The organism is Chloracidobacterium sp. N (assembly GCF_018304765.1).
Taxonomy (GTDB): Bacteria; Acidobacteriota; Blastocatellia; order Chloracidobacteriales; family Chloracidobacteriaceae; genus Chloracidobacterium; species Chloracidobacterium aggregatum.
Window position 1 is genome coordinate 350,466 of record NZ_CP072643.1, and the last position, 14,507, is coordinate 364,972.

General features: G+C 61.6%; 17 protein-coding genes. 12 read left to right on the forward strand and 5 right to left on the reverse strand.

The genetic code is table 11. The annotated features are described in order from the left end of the window. Positions 1–27: 27 nt before the first annotated feature. A complete protein-coding gene (locus J8C05_RS12560; protein ID WP_211423870.1) occupies positions 28–648 on the reverse strand; it encodes a helix-turn-helix domain-containing protein in 621 nt (206 codons plus the stop codon). Between the two features lie 150 nt (positions 649–798). On the opposite strand from J8C05_RS12560, the gene J8C05_RS12565 reads away from it, so the two are divergent. From J8C05_RS12565 to sufU, 6 genes are all read left to right on the forward strand, one after another. Further along, a complete protein-coding gene (locus tag J8C05_RS12565; protein ID WP_058868397.1) occupies positions 799–1,278 on the forward strand; it encodes an RrF2 family transcriptional regulator in 480 nt (159 codons plus the stop codon). A gap of 76 nt (positions 1,279–1,354) precedes the next feature. Continuing rightward, positions 1,355–2,791, forward strand: a complete 1,437-nt coding sequence (gene sufB / locus J8C05_RS12570) for a Fe-S cluster assembly protein SufB (protein ID WP_211423871.1) — start codon at positions 1,355–1,357, stop codon at positions 2,789–2,791. Between the two features lie 69 nt (positions 2,792–2,860). Further along, complete coding sequence (gene sufC, locus J8C05_RS12575) at positions 2,861–3,658, forward strand: Fe-S cluster assembly ATPase SufC (protein ID WP_211423872.1); 798 nt, start codon at positions 2,861–2,863, stop codon at positions 3,656–3,658. After that, the gene (gene sufD, locus J8C05_RS12580) at positions 3,655–4,989 is read left to right on the forward strand and encodes a Fe-S cluster assembly protein SufD (protein WP_211423873.1); all 1,335 of its coding nucleotides are present in this window, start codon (positions 3,655–3,657) and stop codon (positions 4,987–4,989) included. Before sufC ends, sufD begins: the two co-directional genes overlap by 4 nt. Beyond that, positions 4,986–6,239, forward strand: a complete 1,254-nt coding sequence (locus J8C05_RS12585) for a cysteine desulfurase (RefSeq protein ID WP_211423874.1) — start codon at positions 4,986–4,988, stop codon at positions 6,237–6,239. Before sufD ends, J8C05_RS12585 begins: the two co-directional genes overlap by 4 nt. 12 nt (positions 6,240–6,251) lie before the next feature. Further along, positions 6,252–6,701, forward strand: a complete 450-nt coding sequence (gene sufU, locus J8C05_RS12590; protein ID WP_058868402.1) for a Fe-S cluster assembly sulfur transfer protein SufU — start codon at positions 6,252–6,254, stop codon at positions 6,699–6,701. Here the strand turns inward: sufU and J8C05_RS12595 are convergent. The 4 genes from J8C05_RS12595 to J8C05_RS12610 form a co-directional block, all read right to left on the reverse strand. Beyond that, positions 6,690–7,817, reverse strand: coding sequence for a serine hydrolase domain-containing protein (locus J8C05_RS12595; protein WP_211423875.1), 1,128 nt, complete (start codon positions 7,815–7,817; stop codon positions 6,690–6,692). The two genes, sufU and J8C05_RS12595, sit on opposite strands and share 12 nt — an antisense overlap. A 9-nt stretch (positions 7,818–7,826) precedes the next feature. Then, a complete protein-coding gene (locus J8C05_RS12600; RefSeq protein ID WP_211423876.1) occupies positions 7,827–9,140 on the reverse strand; it encodes a lytic transglycosylase domain-containing protein in 1,314 nt (437 codons plus the stop codon). A 110-nt stretch (positions 9,141–9,250) separates the two neighbouring features. After that, entirely contained in the window at positions 9,251–9,862 is a 612-nt protein-coding gene (locus J8C05_RS12605; protein ID WP_211423877.1) for a class I SAM-dependent methyltransferase, read from the reverse strand. Positions 9,863–9,864: 2 nt separating this feature from the next. Beyond that, a complete protein-coding gene (locus tag J8C05_RS12610) occupies positions 9,865–11,493 on the reverse strand; it encodes a DEAD/DEAH box helicase (RefSeq protein WP_211423878.1) in 1,629 nt (542 codons plus the stop codon). 152 nt (positions 11,494–11,645) lie between these two features. Here J8C05_RS12610 and J8C05_RS12615 point away from each other — a divergent pair, with 152 nt between their 5' ends. The 6 genes from J8C05_RS12615 to J8C05_RS12630 all read left to right on the forward strand — a co-directional run bounded on the left by J8C05_RS12615 (position 11,646) and on the right by J8C05_RS12630 (position 14,313). Then, positions 11,646–11,936 carry a hypothetical protein gene (locus tag J8C05_RS12615; protein WP_211423879.1) on the forward strand — a complete coding sequence of 97 codons (291 nt, stop codon included), beginning with the start codon at positions 11,646–11,648 and terminating at the stop codon, positions 11,934–11,936. A gap of 457 nt (positions 11,937–12,393) precedes the next feature. Then, positions 12,394–12,699, forward strand: coding sequence for a hypothetical protein (locus J8C05_RS12620; RefSeq protein ID WP_211423880.1), 306 nt, complete (start codon positions 12,394–12,396; stop codon positions 12,697–12,699). Then, on the forward strand, positions 12,696–12,959 hold the full coding sequence (locus J8C05_RS15785) for a type II toxin-antitoxin system RelE family toxin (protein ID WP_246604703.1): 264 nt from the start codon (positions 12,696–12,698) through the stop codon (positions 12,957–12,959). Before J8C05_RS12620 ends, J8C05_RS15785 begins: the two co-directional genes overlap by 4 nt. 143 nt (positions 12,960–13,102) lie before the next feature. Continuing rightward, entirely contained in the window at positions 13,103–13,207 is a 105-nt protein-coding gene (locus tag J8C05_RS15790; RefSeq protein ID WP_459543873.1) for a zinc ribbon domain-containing protein, read from the forward strand. A gap of 12 nt (positions 13,208–13,219) precedes the next feature. Next, complete coding sequence (locus tag J8C05_RS12625) at positions 13,220–13,432, forward strand: DUF2283 domain-containing protein (protein ID WP_211423881.1); 213 nt, start codon at positions 13,220–13,222, stop codon at positions 13,430–13,432. Positions 13,433–13,608: 176 nt separating this feature from the next. Then, positions 13,609–14,313, forward strand: a complete 705-nt coding sequence (locus J8C05_RS12630; protein ID WP_211423882.1) for an AAA family ATPase — start codon at positions 13,609–13,611, stop codon at positions 14,311–14,313. Positions 14,314–14,507 lie beyond the last annotated feature (194 nt).

The window sequence follows — 14,507 nt, forward strand, 5'->3', positions numbered from 1 at the left end:
CGCCAAGCCACTCGTGCGTGAGAAAGTTTACAAGCGCGGGCTGGCATAGGTCATCACCAGATAGGCCAGTGTTTCTTCAGCGCCCGGATTGGCATAAACGTGCGGTACATCGGCCCGAAAATAGACGGCATCGCCGGGCAGGAGATGGATCGTCTCGCGGTCGCCAATTGTCAGCGCCAGGCAGCCCTGCTGCACAACCAGGTTTTCGTACGTGCCTTCGGCATGCGGCTCGGCCATTTCGACGCATCCCGCGCGCAGCCGCAGTTCATAGAACTCGGCCCGCCGCTCGCGGTCAAAGGGAAAGAGGGCACGGCTCTCAAAGCGTCCATCCTGGGAACGCAGCACCTTGGCGGCCGAGCGCGGCAACACCACCACCGCCTGCTCCGGCTCATCGCCCAGCAGATCGGCAAAGCGCACGCCCAACCCACGCGCAATCTTCCACAGGACGGCAATCGTCGGCGCGCTCTCGCCTGCCTCGATCTGCCCCAGCATGGCCCGGCTCACCCCGGACTGCGCCGCCAGCCGTTCCAGGCTCAACCCACGTTGCCGGCGAAGCAGTTCGAGATTGCTCCCCACCCGCCGTTTCAGCTCCAGCGCCTCGGAGGCCGCAACCCTTTCAGTGTCCGTTACTTTTGACCTTGGTTTCACGACTCATCGCCCACCTGTGAACGAGCTGTCCGCCACCCGGTCGAAGCCAGGCAGACATTGTTGACGAAAAAGTAAAGTATTCGGTAAGGTGGATGGCACTGGAATCCGACCGAGGGAAAGCCCCGGATCATGAAGTAGAGTTTCACACCGATGCGAATTACGGCGCAAGAAGAATATGGACTTCGCTGCCTCATCCAGCTTGCCCGCCAACCCGACGGACAGGGGCTGACCCTCAAACAGATTGGCGAGCGGGAAGGGATTTCCACGGCCAATGCCGGCAAGATTCTCTGGCTGCTCAGCAACGCCGGCATCGTGAAGTCAGCGCGTGGGATTAAGGGAGGCTACATGCTGGCCCGCCCGGCCGACCAGATCACGGTCAGCGAAGTCATCAGTGTTTTTGAGCATGCCGATCTGGAAGAACACTGCAAGAGTTTTTCAGGCATTCAGGAAGTCTGCGTCCACAACACGGACTGCGGCATCCGTCCGGTGCTCCAGATACTCAATGAGACCGTCAAGCAGGTTCTCAGCCGGATTACCCTCGCCCAGCTCGTCCACCACGAATGTGAAGTGAGTGAGCGGCTGTTTCAAATCCAGCGTCCGGCACGTTCTTCGGCGGCAATGTCCGTCTGACAGTCAGCGATTGGGCGCTGGTGCGGGATGTCCCCCGGCACACACACTTGGTCAACCACGAGGAAGGAACATCGTCATGAGCGCGCTTGCTGCCACCCTGGCCACACAGGAATACAAATACGGGTTTACGACCGACATCGAATCCGATGTCGCCCCGCGTGGCCTCAGTGAAGACACCATCCGGCTGATTTCAGCCAAGAAGGAAGAGCCGTCCTTTATGCTGGAGTTCCGGCTTAAAGCCTACCGGCAGTGGCTGAAGATGACGGAGCCGGCCTGGCAGAACGTGACGTATCCGCCCATTGATTACCAGGACATCATCTACTACTCAGCGCCGAAGCCAAAGAAGCAGCTCAACAGCCTCGACGAAGTGGACCCGGAGCTGCTCGCCACCTTTGAAAAGCTTGGCATTCCACTGCACGAGCAGAAGATGCTGGCCAATGTGGCGGTGGATGCCATCTTCGACAGCGTTTCAGTGGCCACGACCTACAAGGAAAAGCTCCGTGAGCATGGCGTCATCTTCTGTTCCTTTTCGGAAGCCGTGAAGGAACACCCGGAACTCGTCCAGCGGTATCTCGGCACGGTCGTGCCCATCACGGACAACTACTTCGCAGCGCTCAACTCGGCGGTGTTCAGCGACGGGTCCTTCGTCTTCGTGCCCAAGGGCGTCCAGTGCCCGATGGAGCTGTCGAGCTACTTCCGCATCAACAACTCGGAATCGGGACAGTTCGAGCGGACGCTCATCATCTGCGAGGAAGGCGCGTCGGTTTCCTACCTAGAAGGCTGCACGGCGCCGAAGTTTGACAAAAACCAGTTGCATGCGGCCGTGGTCGAACTCGTCGCGCTGGATGACGCCGACATCAAGTATTCCACCGTCCAGAACTGGTATGCCGGGGACGAAGAAGGACGCGGCGGCATTTACAACTTCGTCACGAAGCGCGGCAAGTGTCTGGGGCGCAACTCGAAAATTTCCTGGACGCAGGTCGAAACCGGCTCGGCCATCACCTGGAAGTATCCGAGCTGTGTGCTCATCGGCGACAACTCGGTGGGCGAGTTTTACTCCGTGGCACTGACCAACCACCGCCAGCAGGCCGATACCGGAACGAAAATGATCCACATCGGCAAAAACACGCGGTCACGCATTGTGTCGAAGGGCATCTCTGCCGGGCGGTCGAACAACAGCTACCGGGGGCTGGTCAAAATCCTGCCCGGCGCGGAAAACGCCCGCAACTACACCCAGTGCGACTCGATGCTCATCGGTCACGACTGTGGCGCGAACACTTTTCCCTACATCGAAGTGCAGAACCACACCGCCCGGGTCGAGCACGAAGCCACGACTTCCAAAATCAGCGAAGAGCAAATCTTCTACTTCATGCAGCGCGGCATCCCGCAGGAAGACGCCATTTCGATGATCATCAGCGGCTTCTGCAAGGAAGTCATCCGGGAGCTGCCCATGGAGTTTGCCGTCGAAGCCCAGCGGCTGCTCGGCCTCAAGCTCGAAAACTCCGTTGGTTAGACACAACGCGCGCCATTTTTGACAGCCAGGGCGCAAGACACAGGGCAAGGTACAGAAAGGGATACGGCAGTGAAAGAAGCCCCAATCATACTTGACATCAACAACCTTCAGGCGGTCATCGAAGACCGCCCCATTCTGCGTGGGGTCAACCTCACGGTGCGGGCCGGCGAAATTCACGCCATCATGGGCCCCAACGGGTCAGGCAAAAGCACGCTGTCCAAGGTGCTGGCCGGGCATCCCGATTACACAGTCACGGCCGGCGAAGTCCTGTACTTCGGGAAAAACCTGCTTGAACTCGAACCCGATGAGCGCGCACGCGAGGGCGTTTTTCTGGCGTTTCAATACCCGATGGAAATCCCCGGCGTCAGCAACGCCACCTTTCTGCGCGCGGCCTACAACCAGCTCCGCAAGCACCATGGCGAAGAAGAACTCGACCCGCTGGAGTTCGACGATCTGCTTCAGGAAAAGATCAAAATCGTGGAGATGGACCGCACCTTCATTGAACGGTCTGTCAACGAGGGCTTTTCGGGCGGCGAGAAAAAGCGCAATGAAATCCTGCAGATGGCCATTCTGGAGCCAAAGCTGGCCGTGCTCGATGAAACCGATTCCGGGCTGGATATTGACGCGCTGCGCATCGTGGCCAACGGCGTCAACCGGCTCCATACCGACGACAACGCCATCATCCTTGTGACGCACTACCAGCGGCTGCTGGATTACATCCAGCCGGATTTCGTCCACGTCCTGCTCGACGGGCGCATCGTCAAATCCGGCGGCAAGGAACTGGCGCTGGAACTGGAGCAGCGCGGCTACGACTGGATTCGGGAAGAAGTCGAAGCCAAAGCCGCCGGGGCAGGAGCGGGGGTATGACGATGAAAGCCGAAACGGCCAAAACACCCAATCCCTTTGCCGAAGCCTTTGCTGCGCTGGCACCAGTACGCGCCGCCTCGTCCTACGGACGGGTGCAGGAAGACGCCTTTGCCACGTTCGAGCGCCTCGGTCTGCCGACGGTCAGGGACGAAGCCTGGCGCTACACGAACCTTGCCCCACTGACCAAACGCCCCTTTCGCCCTGCCACGGCGGACGGACTGATGGCCGCCAACCTGCAATCCGGGATCGCCTTCTTCGATGAGTCGGCAACGACACGGATGGTCTTCGTCAACGGCGCTTTCCAGGCGGCGCTCTCCAACCTCAGCGGACTGCCGGCAGGTGTCGAAATCCGGCGTCTCGATGGCCCGGCTTCCCTGCCGGAAGCCGAAGCTTCCCCCTTCCGGGCGCTCAACACGGCGTTTCTACGCGAGGGTGTCACCATTCGGGTCGCGCGCGGCAAAGCCTTGGCCGCGCCAATTGGCCTGTTCTTTGTCACCGCGCCGACGGACGACGACCGCATGACGCATCCGCGCGTCATCATCGAACTCGACGAAGCCGCCATTGCGACCGTCGTCGAGATTCACACTGTGCTGTGCGATGAGGAAGGACGGTTCGGCGCGCATCCCTACCTGACCAACACCGTGACGGATGTACGGCTGGGTCAGGGCGCCAACCTGACCCACATCAAGGTACAGACCGAAGGCACTGCCGCCTACCATATCGCCGACCTCCGGGTGGACATTGGCCGGGGCGCGGTTTTCACCGGACATGCCCACACCTTGGGCGGACAGCTCTCGCGGCAGGACATCCACGCCCGGTTCCTGGACGAAGGCGGTGAATGCCGGCTCTATGGTCTCCAGGCTCTGCGCGGACAACAGCTTGCCGATACCCACGTGACGGTGGACCACGCCGTTCCCAACAGCACCAGTGAAATCCTCTACAAGGGCATTTTTGATGAACAGGCCCACGGGGTCTTTGACGGGCGGGTCATCGTCGGCCACGGCGCTCAGCAGACAAACGCCGTCACCACCAACAAAAACCTTCTGCTGTCCGAAAAGGCACGGGTGGACACCAAACCCCAACTCGAAATCTTTGCCGACGATGTCAAGTGCGGCCATGGCGCGACGGTCGGCCAGCTTGACGAAGACGAAATTTTTTACCTTCGCAGCCGGGGCCTGACGCTGGCCGACGCCCGCCGTCTGCTGACGTTTGGCTTTGCCCGCGAGGTCAGCGAAAAACTTCCCGTCCCCTCCCTCAAGGTTCGGCTCGACGGCGCGCTGGCCAAGCGCGTCGAATCATCCCAGTCGGCTTCTGGAGATTGTGTGTTATGACGGCTCAAGCAGTTCTGGCAACGCCACCCGCGCTCGATGTCGCCGCTTTGCGGGCAGACTTTCCAACGCTCCGGCGCACCATCAACGGCCACCCACTTGTGTATCTCGACAATGCCGCCACCAGCCAGAAACCGCAGGTGGTCATTGACCGCATGAACCGGTTCTACACGGAAGAATACTCGACCGTGCGGCGCAGCATTCACCTGTTGTCAGCCAAGGCGACTCAGGCTTACGAGCAGACGCGCCACCTGGTGGCGCAACTCATCAACGCTCCCGAAGCACGCCAGATCATCTTCACGAAAGGTACGACCGAAGGCATCAACCTTGTGGCGCACGGCTACGGGCGGAAGTTCGTCGGCGCCGGGGACGAAATCATCATTTCGGCCACCGAGCACCACGCCAATATCGTCCCGTGGCAGATGCTGTGTGAGGAAAAAGGCGCACACCTGCGGGTTATCCCCGTGGATGATCGGGGCGAACTGATTCTGGAAGCCTACGAAAAACTGCTGACTGACCGCACCAGGCTCGTGGCCGTCGGCCACATCTCCAACGCGCTGGGCACGATTCATCCCGTGGAGGAAATCATCCGGCTGGCTCATGCCCAAGGTGTTCCCGTCCTCGTGGACGGCGCGCAGGCCGCGCCCCACATGCCGGTGGATGTCCAGGCGCTCGACTGTGATTTCTATGTCTTTTCCGGCCACAAAACCTACGGCCCAACCGGTGTCGGCATTCTGTATGGCAAGGCGGCGTGGCTCGAACGGATGAATCCGTTTCTCGGCGGCGGCGATATGATCGAAACCGTCACCTTTGAAAAGACGACCTACGCGCCGATTCCCCACAAGTTCGAGGCCGGCACACCGGCCATTGCCGAGGTCATCGGACTGGGGACGGCTATCGAGTACATGCGCCGGATCGGGCTGGAAGCCATTGCAGCCTACGAGCACCAACTGCTCGAACAGGCCACGGAGCGGCTGACGGCCATCCCCGGCGTCCGCATCATCGGAACGGCGTCCCGCAAAGCGGCCATCATTTCCTTCGTCATTGACGGCATCCATCCCCACGACATCGGCACGTTGCTTGACCAGGAAGGCGTTGCCATCCGTGCCGGACATCACTGTGCGCAGCCCCTCATGGCGCGGTATGGCGTCCCGGCAACGGCGCGGGCTTCCTTTGCGTTCTATAACCTGCCGTCGGAAATCGAAGCCCTTGGCGCGGCCATCGAGAAGACCATTGCCGTCTTTGCCCTTTAGGGCGTCACCACCATGAGCAACAAAAGTCTTTACGGCGAACAAATCATCTATCTGAGCAAGCACCCGAAGAACTTTCGGGCCATCGAGAACGCACAGTACAAGTGTGAAGGGGCCAATCCGCTGTGCGGCGACCGGGTGACGGTCTATGTCAACGTCGGGCCCGATGACACGCTGGAGGATGTGGCTTTCCAGGGAGCCGGTTGTGCCATCTGCATGGCCTCCGCCTCGATGATGACCACCAGCGTCAAAGGCAGGAAGCGGGCCGAGGCCGAACAGCTCTTCGAGGAGTTTCACCGCCTCGTCAAGGGTGAGCTTGACCCGGCACGTGAAGCCCACCATCTCGGCAAGCTCACCATGTTTGAAAACGTCAGCCACTATCCGGTGCGTGTCAAATGCGCCAGTCTGCCCTGGCATGCGCTGCACAATGCGCTGGAAAGCCAGCCGGCAGCCTCAACCGAATGAGCGGCACAGGGCGCGCAGCGAGCCGAACGGATACAGGGCGACGGCGCAGCCATCGGCCCCGGTGACGACGGCAATCGTCGGGGGCCTGTCCCGGAGCGGCACGGCCACGGCAAGGTGCTCTTCACCTGCCTGCACGAGCGGGAAACGCTGCCCTGCGCGCTCAAGGTGGAGTCCGTTCTCCCGGCTGACGATACGCACGTGCCGGGGGCCGTTCACATAGTCGCCGACATACCGCGCCGCCGCTGCGGCTGGCAGCCGCCGCAGTGGCATTTCGGCTGCCGGCAGCAGCCCGAACCAAGCGCTTTCAAGTTGGTTGCGTGTCCGGCGGAGGCGGTACGGCCAGCCTTTGGTCAACATGGCATAGCCCCAGCCGGCTTCCGGTGCCAGACACACCACGCAGGCGGCATCGCCGGTGAACCCCTCGTGTTCCACCAGCCAGGTATCTCCACAAACGCGCCGAAAACAGCCCAGCCCGGCCGACAGACCGGGCTGCCCCGGCACATTGACCGTTGCCGTCACCAGCGATTTGAGCAGCGACGGCGCACACAGCAGCCCCTTCAGCAGCCGGGCGACATCCTCGCCGGTCGCCGTCAGCCCACCCGCTGCCCCCAACACATCATCGCGCAGGCTGGCCCGATCCATGGCGTGGGGCGCAAAGACGTGGCGTGCCGCCAGTGCTGATACTGGCTGTCCCGTGCGCGACACCAGCCAGGCGCCAATGACGGCGAAGCCCAGGTTGCTGTAGGAAAAGGCAGTCTCCGGCGGCAACAGACGGCTGGACAGTGCCTGTGCCAGGTCAAGTGAAGACGAAGGCAGTACATCCGGCAGCCCGGCCGTGTGGCGCAACAGACACCGCAGTGTGACCGGGCAACCAGGCAGCAGTGGCTCGTCAAGCCGCACCAGCTCATGTTCCTCAAGGGACTGTACAACCAGCGCCACGACGAGCTTGGCGACGGAGCCGAGTGCAAACCGGTCACGCCAGCCGTCCACACCCCCGACCGACCACTGCCGCACCATCCCTTCCACATCCACCACGCACAGCCAGGCGCCGGCATGTGGTGGCAGCACCTCTGGAAACACAGAGGGCGGAAGGTCGGTCGGGACTGGCAAGGGCATCGGCTACGGCTACGGACGTTTCCGGCGCGCCAGGCGCGTCCGAACCGTCCCGTCCGGGCGCTGTGGCGTCGCCTGGAGGGCCAGAAGTGCCGTCTGCACCCCGGACCGCGCGCCGGGCGGAACCCGCAGGCGATAGTTGGCCGGGACGGTGTAGGTCAGCAGTTCCGGGTTGTAACTGCGGATGACTTCCGGCGCGAGACCGGCCTGGGTGGCAACGGTTCGCAGGTCCACCGTGGAGGTGACGGGCAACACATCGTAGCGGAGTGGCGCTTCACGCGGCACATTATGAAAGCCGTAGAGTTCCGGGTGCTTGGCGATGAGAATCATCGAGAGGATGATCGGCACGTAGTTTTGCGTCTCACGGGGGAGCAGTCCCTGCCGTTGCAGCGACCAGAAATCCTGGTAACGGCTGCGCGCCAGCGCCCGCTCGACATTGCCCTCGCCACAGTTGTAGGCGGCCATGGCCAGCAGCCAGTCGCCATTGAAGCGCCGGTTGAGCCATTTCAGATAGCGGGCAGCGGCGCGGGTGGGCTGCTCAATGCCGCCCCGCTCGTCAATCCAGGCATTCTGCACCAGTCCGAAACGCGCCCCGGTGGAAGGAATGAACTGCCAGATGCCGTAGGCGGCAGCCGGTGACAGCGCGCCCGGACTCCACCCGGACTCGGCCTGAGCCAGCCACACCAAATCCTGCGGCACGCCTTCCTCGGCAAAGATGCGGCGGGCCAGATCGAGGTAGCGACCGCTCCGGCGCAAACCATTGATAATCGTGGCCCGTCCGGCGCCACGGGTGAAGTAGGCCAGAAACCGCCGCACTTCAGGCGTTGCCGCCACGGCCGTGAAATCCAGTTCGCCACGCACTTCCACTTCGGCCAGATCGGCGTCGGAAACCACGACATCCCGCAGCAGATCGAGCGGCGAAGGCGTAAAGCGTTGCTCGCCCCAACCCACTTCGGTCTGCTGCATCTGGAGATCGTAGTAGCGGATGCGCTCAATCAACTGGCGATAGTAGGCGTTGAGCGCCGGATGCGCCCGCGCGCCCGCCGGAGATTCCAGCAGCACATCCACCGCCAGGTTGAAGTATTCGCGCGCCGACTCCGAACGGTTGGCGTCAAACGCCCGCGCGCCCAAGACAAAGTAGTTCTCCGCCCGTTCGGTCAAGGTTCGTACCCATTCCGGCGGCGGCTCATCGCCGGGAAGGTTCATTCCGGGAAAGACGAGGTCGCGGGGTGGCGCGGCTGGCAGCGCCGTTTCCTGGGCGGCGGCCAGTCCGGTGAACAAGGCCACTCCCAACCACCAGGTTATCCCGAACGACCGGAACTTCATTGACTTCCCCTTCAAAACGTGAGCAAGGCTTCCGTCGGCGACCACCTTGGGGCCGACCCAACGCCTCCCCGGCACCCGCCTCTGCCCGGTGCTGTGGCACAACGGCTAGGCTATACGTTTTGCCGTGCGGACTGCAAGCCGGACGCTGTCTCCGCCTCCGGCTTGACGACTTCGAGCGTGGCGTGGATGTCGCGCGCCCGAATGATGAAACTGAGGTATTCTTCCCAGGTTTTGCGAAAGATTCGCCAGCGCGGATGCCGGTTGACGGCATTGACAAGCCAGGCCACGCCCAGCCAGCGCCACAGGCGCAGGAAGGTAATCTCGATGCGGAGCAGGCGAAAGCCGCCGCCAACGTAGTGCGCCGCCGGATGCCCGACGGCGAAATAGTCAAAGCTGTAGGCGCTCAGGTGCCAGCGGTGCGTCGGGTCATTCCACGAACCGAGCGACGAGTAATGCGGCGTCTCGATGTAGAGCCGCGCTCCGGGTGCCGCAATGCGGTGCAGTTCAGCCAGAAAGGCCGGAACCGAGGCCACGTGCTCGATGACGTGCCGGGCGTGGATTTCATCAAACGCCCCGTCAGGAAACGGATAGGGAATGACGTTCAAATCGTGGACGACATCCACGCCGGGCAAAGCCACCTGGTCTAATCCAATTGCCCCCGGCAGCTTCCGTCGTCCGCAACCCACATCGAGCCGGCGGCATTCCCCCCGCGCAGCGTTCATGGTCAGTCTTCGACCGGCGGACGGCGAATGGCATAGATGGCCGCCCGCGCCTGCTCCGCCAGCTTGGGATGCGAGGCTGAAAGGCCGGCCAACTGCCCCAGCAAGTCCGAGGTACGCAGCAACAGCCGCGCCACATCCCCTTCAACGGCTTCGGTCATGGCCAGCAGGGTCTCCCAGGCGCACTGTCCATCGGCCCACGTCCACAGCAGCCGGCCGGCATCGTAGTCAATCGTCATCGTGCAGTAGTTGTCATAGCGCGCCTGCACGTCGGCAATGGCGTAGGCAATACCGCGCACCTGCCGCAGCGGACGCAGATATTCGGCACGGGTTTCTTCATAGAGCGGAAACTCACGGTCTTCGGCGGCAATGGCCCCACACAGGGCGGCCAGGTGACGCGGGCTTTCGACATCGAGAATGCCGGCCCGGATCAGCTCACCGACGAAAACGGCGTTGTCCACCCGCAACTGCGCGGCCCACTGCCCATCGGGCGTCGGCTGCCAATGCCGGTCGAGATAGCCATAGTGCTGCAACACGGCGACGCATTTTTTGAAGCGTTCCCACAGACCGTTTTCGACCTCAGAGCAGCGGGCCGCAAGGTGCTCATAGCGCCGCTGGGCTTCGAGGATTTCTGCCGCGCGGGGCCCACAGTTGCCGACCTGGGAGCACATGGAACAGGGAAAATCGTTGGCGGCCGCCTCAAGCCGGTCCACCGTGGCCACAGCCGCTTCATAATCGGCGCGGGTGTTAGGATCGTCGAGATCGAGCTGCCGTTTGGCATTTTGCCAGCGGCGCAGTTGCTTGCGCGCTGCCGCCAGTTCGCGGGCAATCGGACGGTACGCGGCAAAGGTCAGGGCGCGGTCGCCGGCCGGGCACTGTTCGGCATCGGCATCCAGCAGGGCTTTGACTTCCTGAAGTCGTGGCCGCAGGCGGTCAGCGAGCTTCCGGTTCTGAAAGTGCCGGAAACTGCGCTCGATGAGGCTGCGGGCCGCCTGGGGCGACATTTTCTGAAGCAGGTTGAGCGCCATGGTGTAGTTGGCGTCAAAGGCGCTCTCGACCGGCTCCGGCGGACTGAGCAGTTTTTCGGCAATGACGTGCATATCCTGGAAGGGGCCGGGCACGAAAATGGCAAACCCGACCCGGTCACGTCCCCGCCGGCCGGCGCGGCCGGTCATCTGGGCCAGCTCGAAGGCCTTGATGTCCCGGTGGCCGTCATCGGAGCGCAGGCTGGAAGCCGTAATCACCACGGAGCGCGCTGGCATGTCAATTCCGGCGGCCAGTGTCGAGGTCGCAAAAACGGCGCGCAGCGCGCCAGCCGCCATCGCCCGTTCGACGACGTGTTTCCAGGCCGGCAACTGGCCGGCGTGGTGGGCGGCAATGCCCTTTCGCAACAGCAAAAAGAACTGCCGGTGCTGCTCGACGTAGGTGGCTTCGTCGGGGTACTCCGCGACGATATTGGCAATGCGCCGCTGCTGCTCGCTGGACAAATCCGGCAGGCGCGTCCGGCGGAAGCTGTCCACGGCTTCGTCACACCCACGGCGACTTGGAAGGAAGATGATGGCTGGCGTGAGGTCGTACTGAAGCAGTGTGTTCAGCACATCCGGGAAGGAAGCCGGTTCAAATGGCAGGCGCACGTCGCAACTCCACGAACAGGATTGAAGCCATCTCTACCACTGGCGCGCCCTGGCGCAGGTACGTGCTTGGCGTGTGGCCGCATACAGTGTACCGTAGGCTTTCCGGTCAACAGTGTACTGCAGGACGTTCCCTAATCCGGGAGGAAATGGTGATGGAAATTCTAACCCTGCAAAACCCTGACATTCAACACAACTGCACAGTCAAAAAAGTGGACGACAAGGGCAAGGAAAGCGTCTGCAGCGGCCACCTGCGGGAATGGCTGACGGCGCCCGACGACCTGCGCAAGCAGTTGAAGCCTGGCGAGACCTACTACCGGTGCCGCCGCTGCGGGGCTGTCTATCGCGGTCCGATACGTCGCCATCTGCGGGGCGTCCAAGTGTCCAACCGGTCCATCGTGCCGCAACCGCCGCTCCCGACGCAGTTTCCTGTCGTGGAGGTGTAACAGACACGGCGAGTGGTGAGTAGCGAATGGCGAGTGGCTGGGAGTGGTAATGGGCAGCAGCCAGGGAGTGTTGGCGCCGTATGGCATCGCTGCAACGTTACCGGGAGTTGATCGCCTGGCAGAAATGAATGGCCTTGGCCGAGGCGATCTATCGCTGTTTCCTGCGCTTGCCCAAAGAAGAGACGTATTGGGATGTATTCGCAACTGACGTGAGCGCCGGTGTGGAGAAACAGGCGAGTCACGGGACGGGGAAGTTTCTGCACTTTCCGGGCGTGGCGCGAGGTTCCCTGGCCGAACCTGGAGACACTGCTGATTTTGTGCGGGAACTCGAATCTCCTGCTGTCAGAGAACGTCAACAGTCCCTTGAGCGCCTGCGGCGAAATCGGGAAGCAGCCGATCAGGCTTGTGCAAGCACGGCGTCACTGACTGCTATCCACATTTCGACGGAGCGAAAATTATGGAAACAAACATACGACAGACTCACGCAGATTTGATAAAGGCCATCACAGAGATTGCTGCGGCCATGCCCCTGGCGCGCACGGTACAACTTTATCAATTTGCGCTCTTCCTCAAAACACATCCGTTGCCCGGCGAAGAAACCTTTGAAGAAGTGGCAGCGGATGAAGCGATATGGGATACGCAATTTGCGGCAACCAACGATGATAAGCTGGCGGCGCTGGCAGCGGCAGTCGAAGCCGGGATGAATGAAGGTAAAGTATTGCCGATGTTCGATGCACACGGTGAGTTCATCGAGCATCAATGAATTCCCAAACCACTCCGTCATTCTGGAAACATTACTGGGCTTTGCCACCAGAAATCCGTCAGCGAGCACGGCAGGTTTACAAATTGTGGCGAGATAATCCAGCCCATCCAGGCCTTTTCTTCAAGCGAGTGAAAGAAAGCCAGCCAGTTTACTCAGTACGCATTGGTTTGGGATACAGAGCGCTTGGATTGCTGAGAGGCGATACGGTAACGTGGTTTTGGATTGGTACGCATGACGAATATGAACGGCTTCTCAAGTAAAAATCAGCAAATACCCGCTATGCCACCCAACATGCGCCTTCCAAGCCGACGCCGCTTCGGGGCGCGACTGCATGCTGTATGGCTGGTGGCTGGTAACCAGTGGCTCGTGGCTGGGTATGGGCTTTGGGATGTTCCGCGTGCAGATGGAATACAAGGCCAAACGGTACGGTACACGGCTCATCATTACTGATCCCTGGCATCCGAGCAGTCGCCTGTGTTCGGCTGCGGTTGGAAAAACGAAGTGCTGACGCGACGAAACGATGAAACTGAAGATTGATGAGCAAGCTGACGCTCTGTACCTGACCTTGGGTGAGGCGCCGGCAAGTCGTACGGAGGAGGCCTCGCCCGGCATCATCGTGGACTATGACGATCAGGACCGTGTCGTGGGAATCGAGATGCTGTACCTGTCGAAGCGGGCGCCGGAAACCGATCTCCGGCGGTTGTTGTTCGAGTCCGTGCCGGAAGTCGCCTGAGAGGATGGGCGAAGCTCGCGAAGCACCTGAAAGCCGAGACCGACGAGGAGTTGATCGAGTCCTACCGGGGCACCGTGTCGTTACCGTTTGAGATGGTGGAACACCAACGCATCGCCGTCAGGATCGTGGACGACTGCGGTATTGAGAGCCTGAAGATAATCGGGTCGGAATAGGTCGTGCTTACCAGGCTTACCATCCGCAACTTCAAGCTCTTTGAAAACGTCGAGATCGAACTGGGCGAGCGCGTAGTGTTCATCGGCCCGAACAACGCCGGCAAGACCTCGGCCTTGCAGGCACTTGCCTTGTGGGACGTCGGCACGAAGCGCTGGTTGGAAAAGCGCGGCGGCGGCGTGGTGCCCGAAAAACGGCCGGGCGTGACGATCAACCGCCGCGACCTCGTCACCGTGCCGGTGCCCGTGGCCAATCTGCTCTGGCGCGATCTGCGCGTCCGCGAGAGCAGCCGCGCGGAAGGCAAGCCCCGCACACAGAACGTGCGCATCGAGATCACCGTCGAGGGCGTGGACCAAGGACAAACGACGCTTCTGGCCTATGCCGAAGCGGAGGGGCGCCAACAGGAAGGAGAACTCTTCGGCATGCAGTGGCGGGATGCCATGGAAGAGGCGATCCAGCAGGTGGAAGAGTCCCTGCAGACGTTGGGTAAAGACCCTTGGGGCGGAGATGTCAAGGCGAGCGATGATTTCCTCGATCCGCTCTTCAGGCACTTTTACGCAAAGCTGAATTTGCCCAATCTGATGCGCAAGACGGATTACCACGTGCTGGCAGCCTTTGTGCCGGCAGAGGCGATCGATGCCGAAATCGGCCAGGCGCTCAACGCCATCGTGGACGTGGCGAAGGCCGCGAAACCGCGCGGGGCCGCGTAATGGGCAAGACCGTCATTGATCGCCTCATCAGTCAACCCGCCCTACGGGAACTCCCTGCATCACTGGTGCTACACGGCGAGACCTGCACTTTTGACCCGGTTGAAGGTCCGCCGCCCGGCCGGTTATGTGGCGGCCTCGGGCAATTCCCAGACCTTTGCCCCCGGCATCTTCGTGAAGACGGTACTGGTCAACGT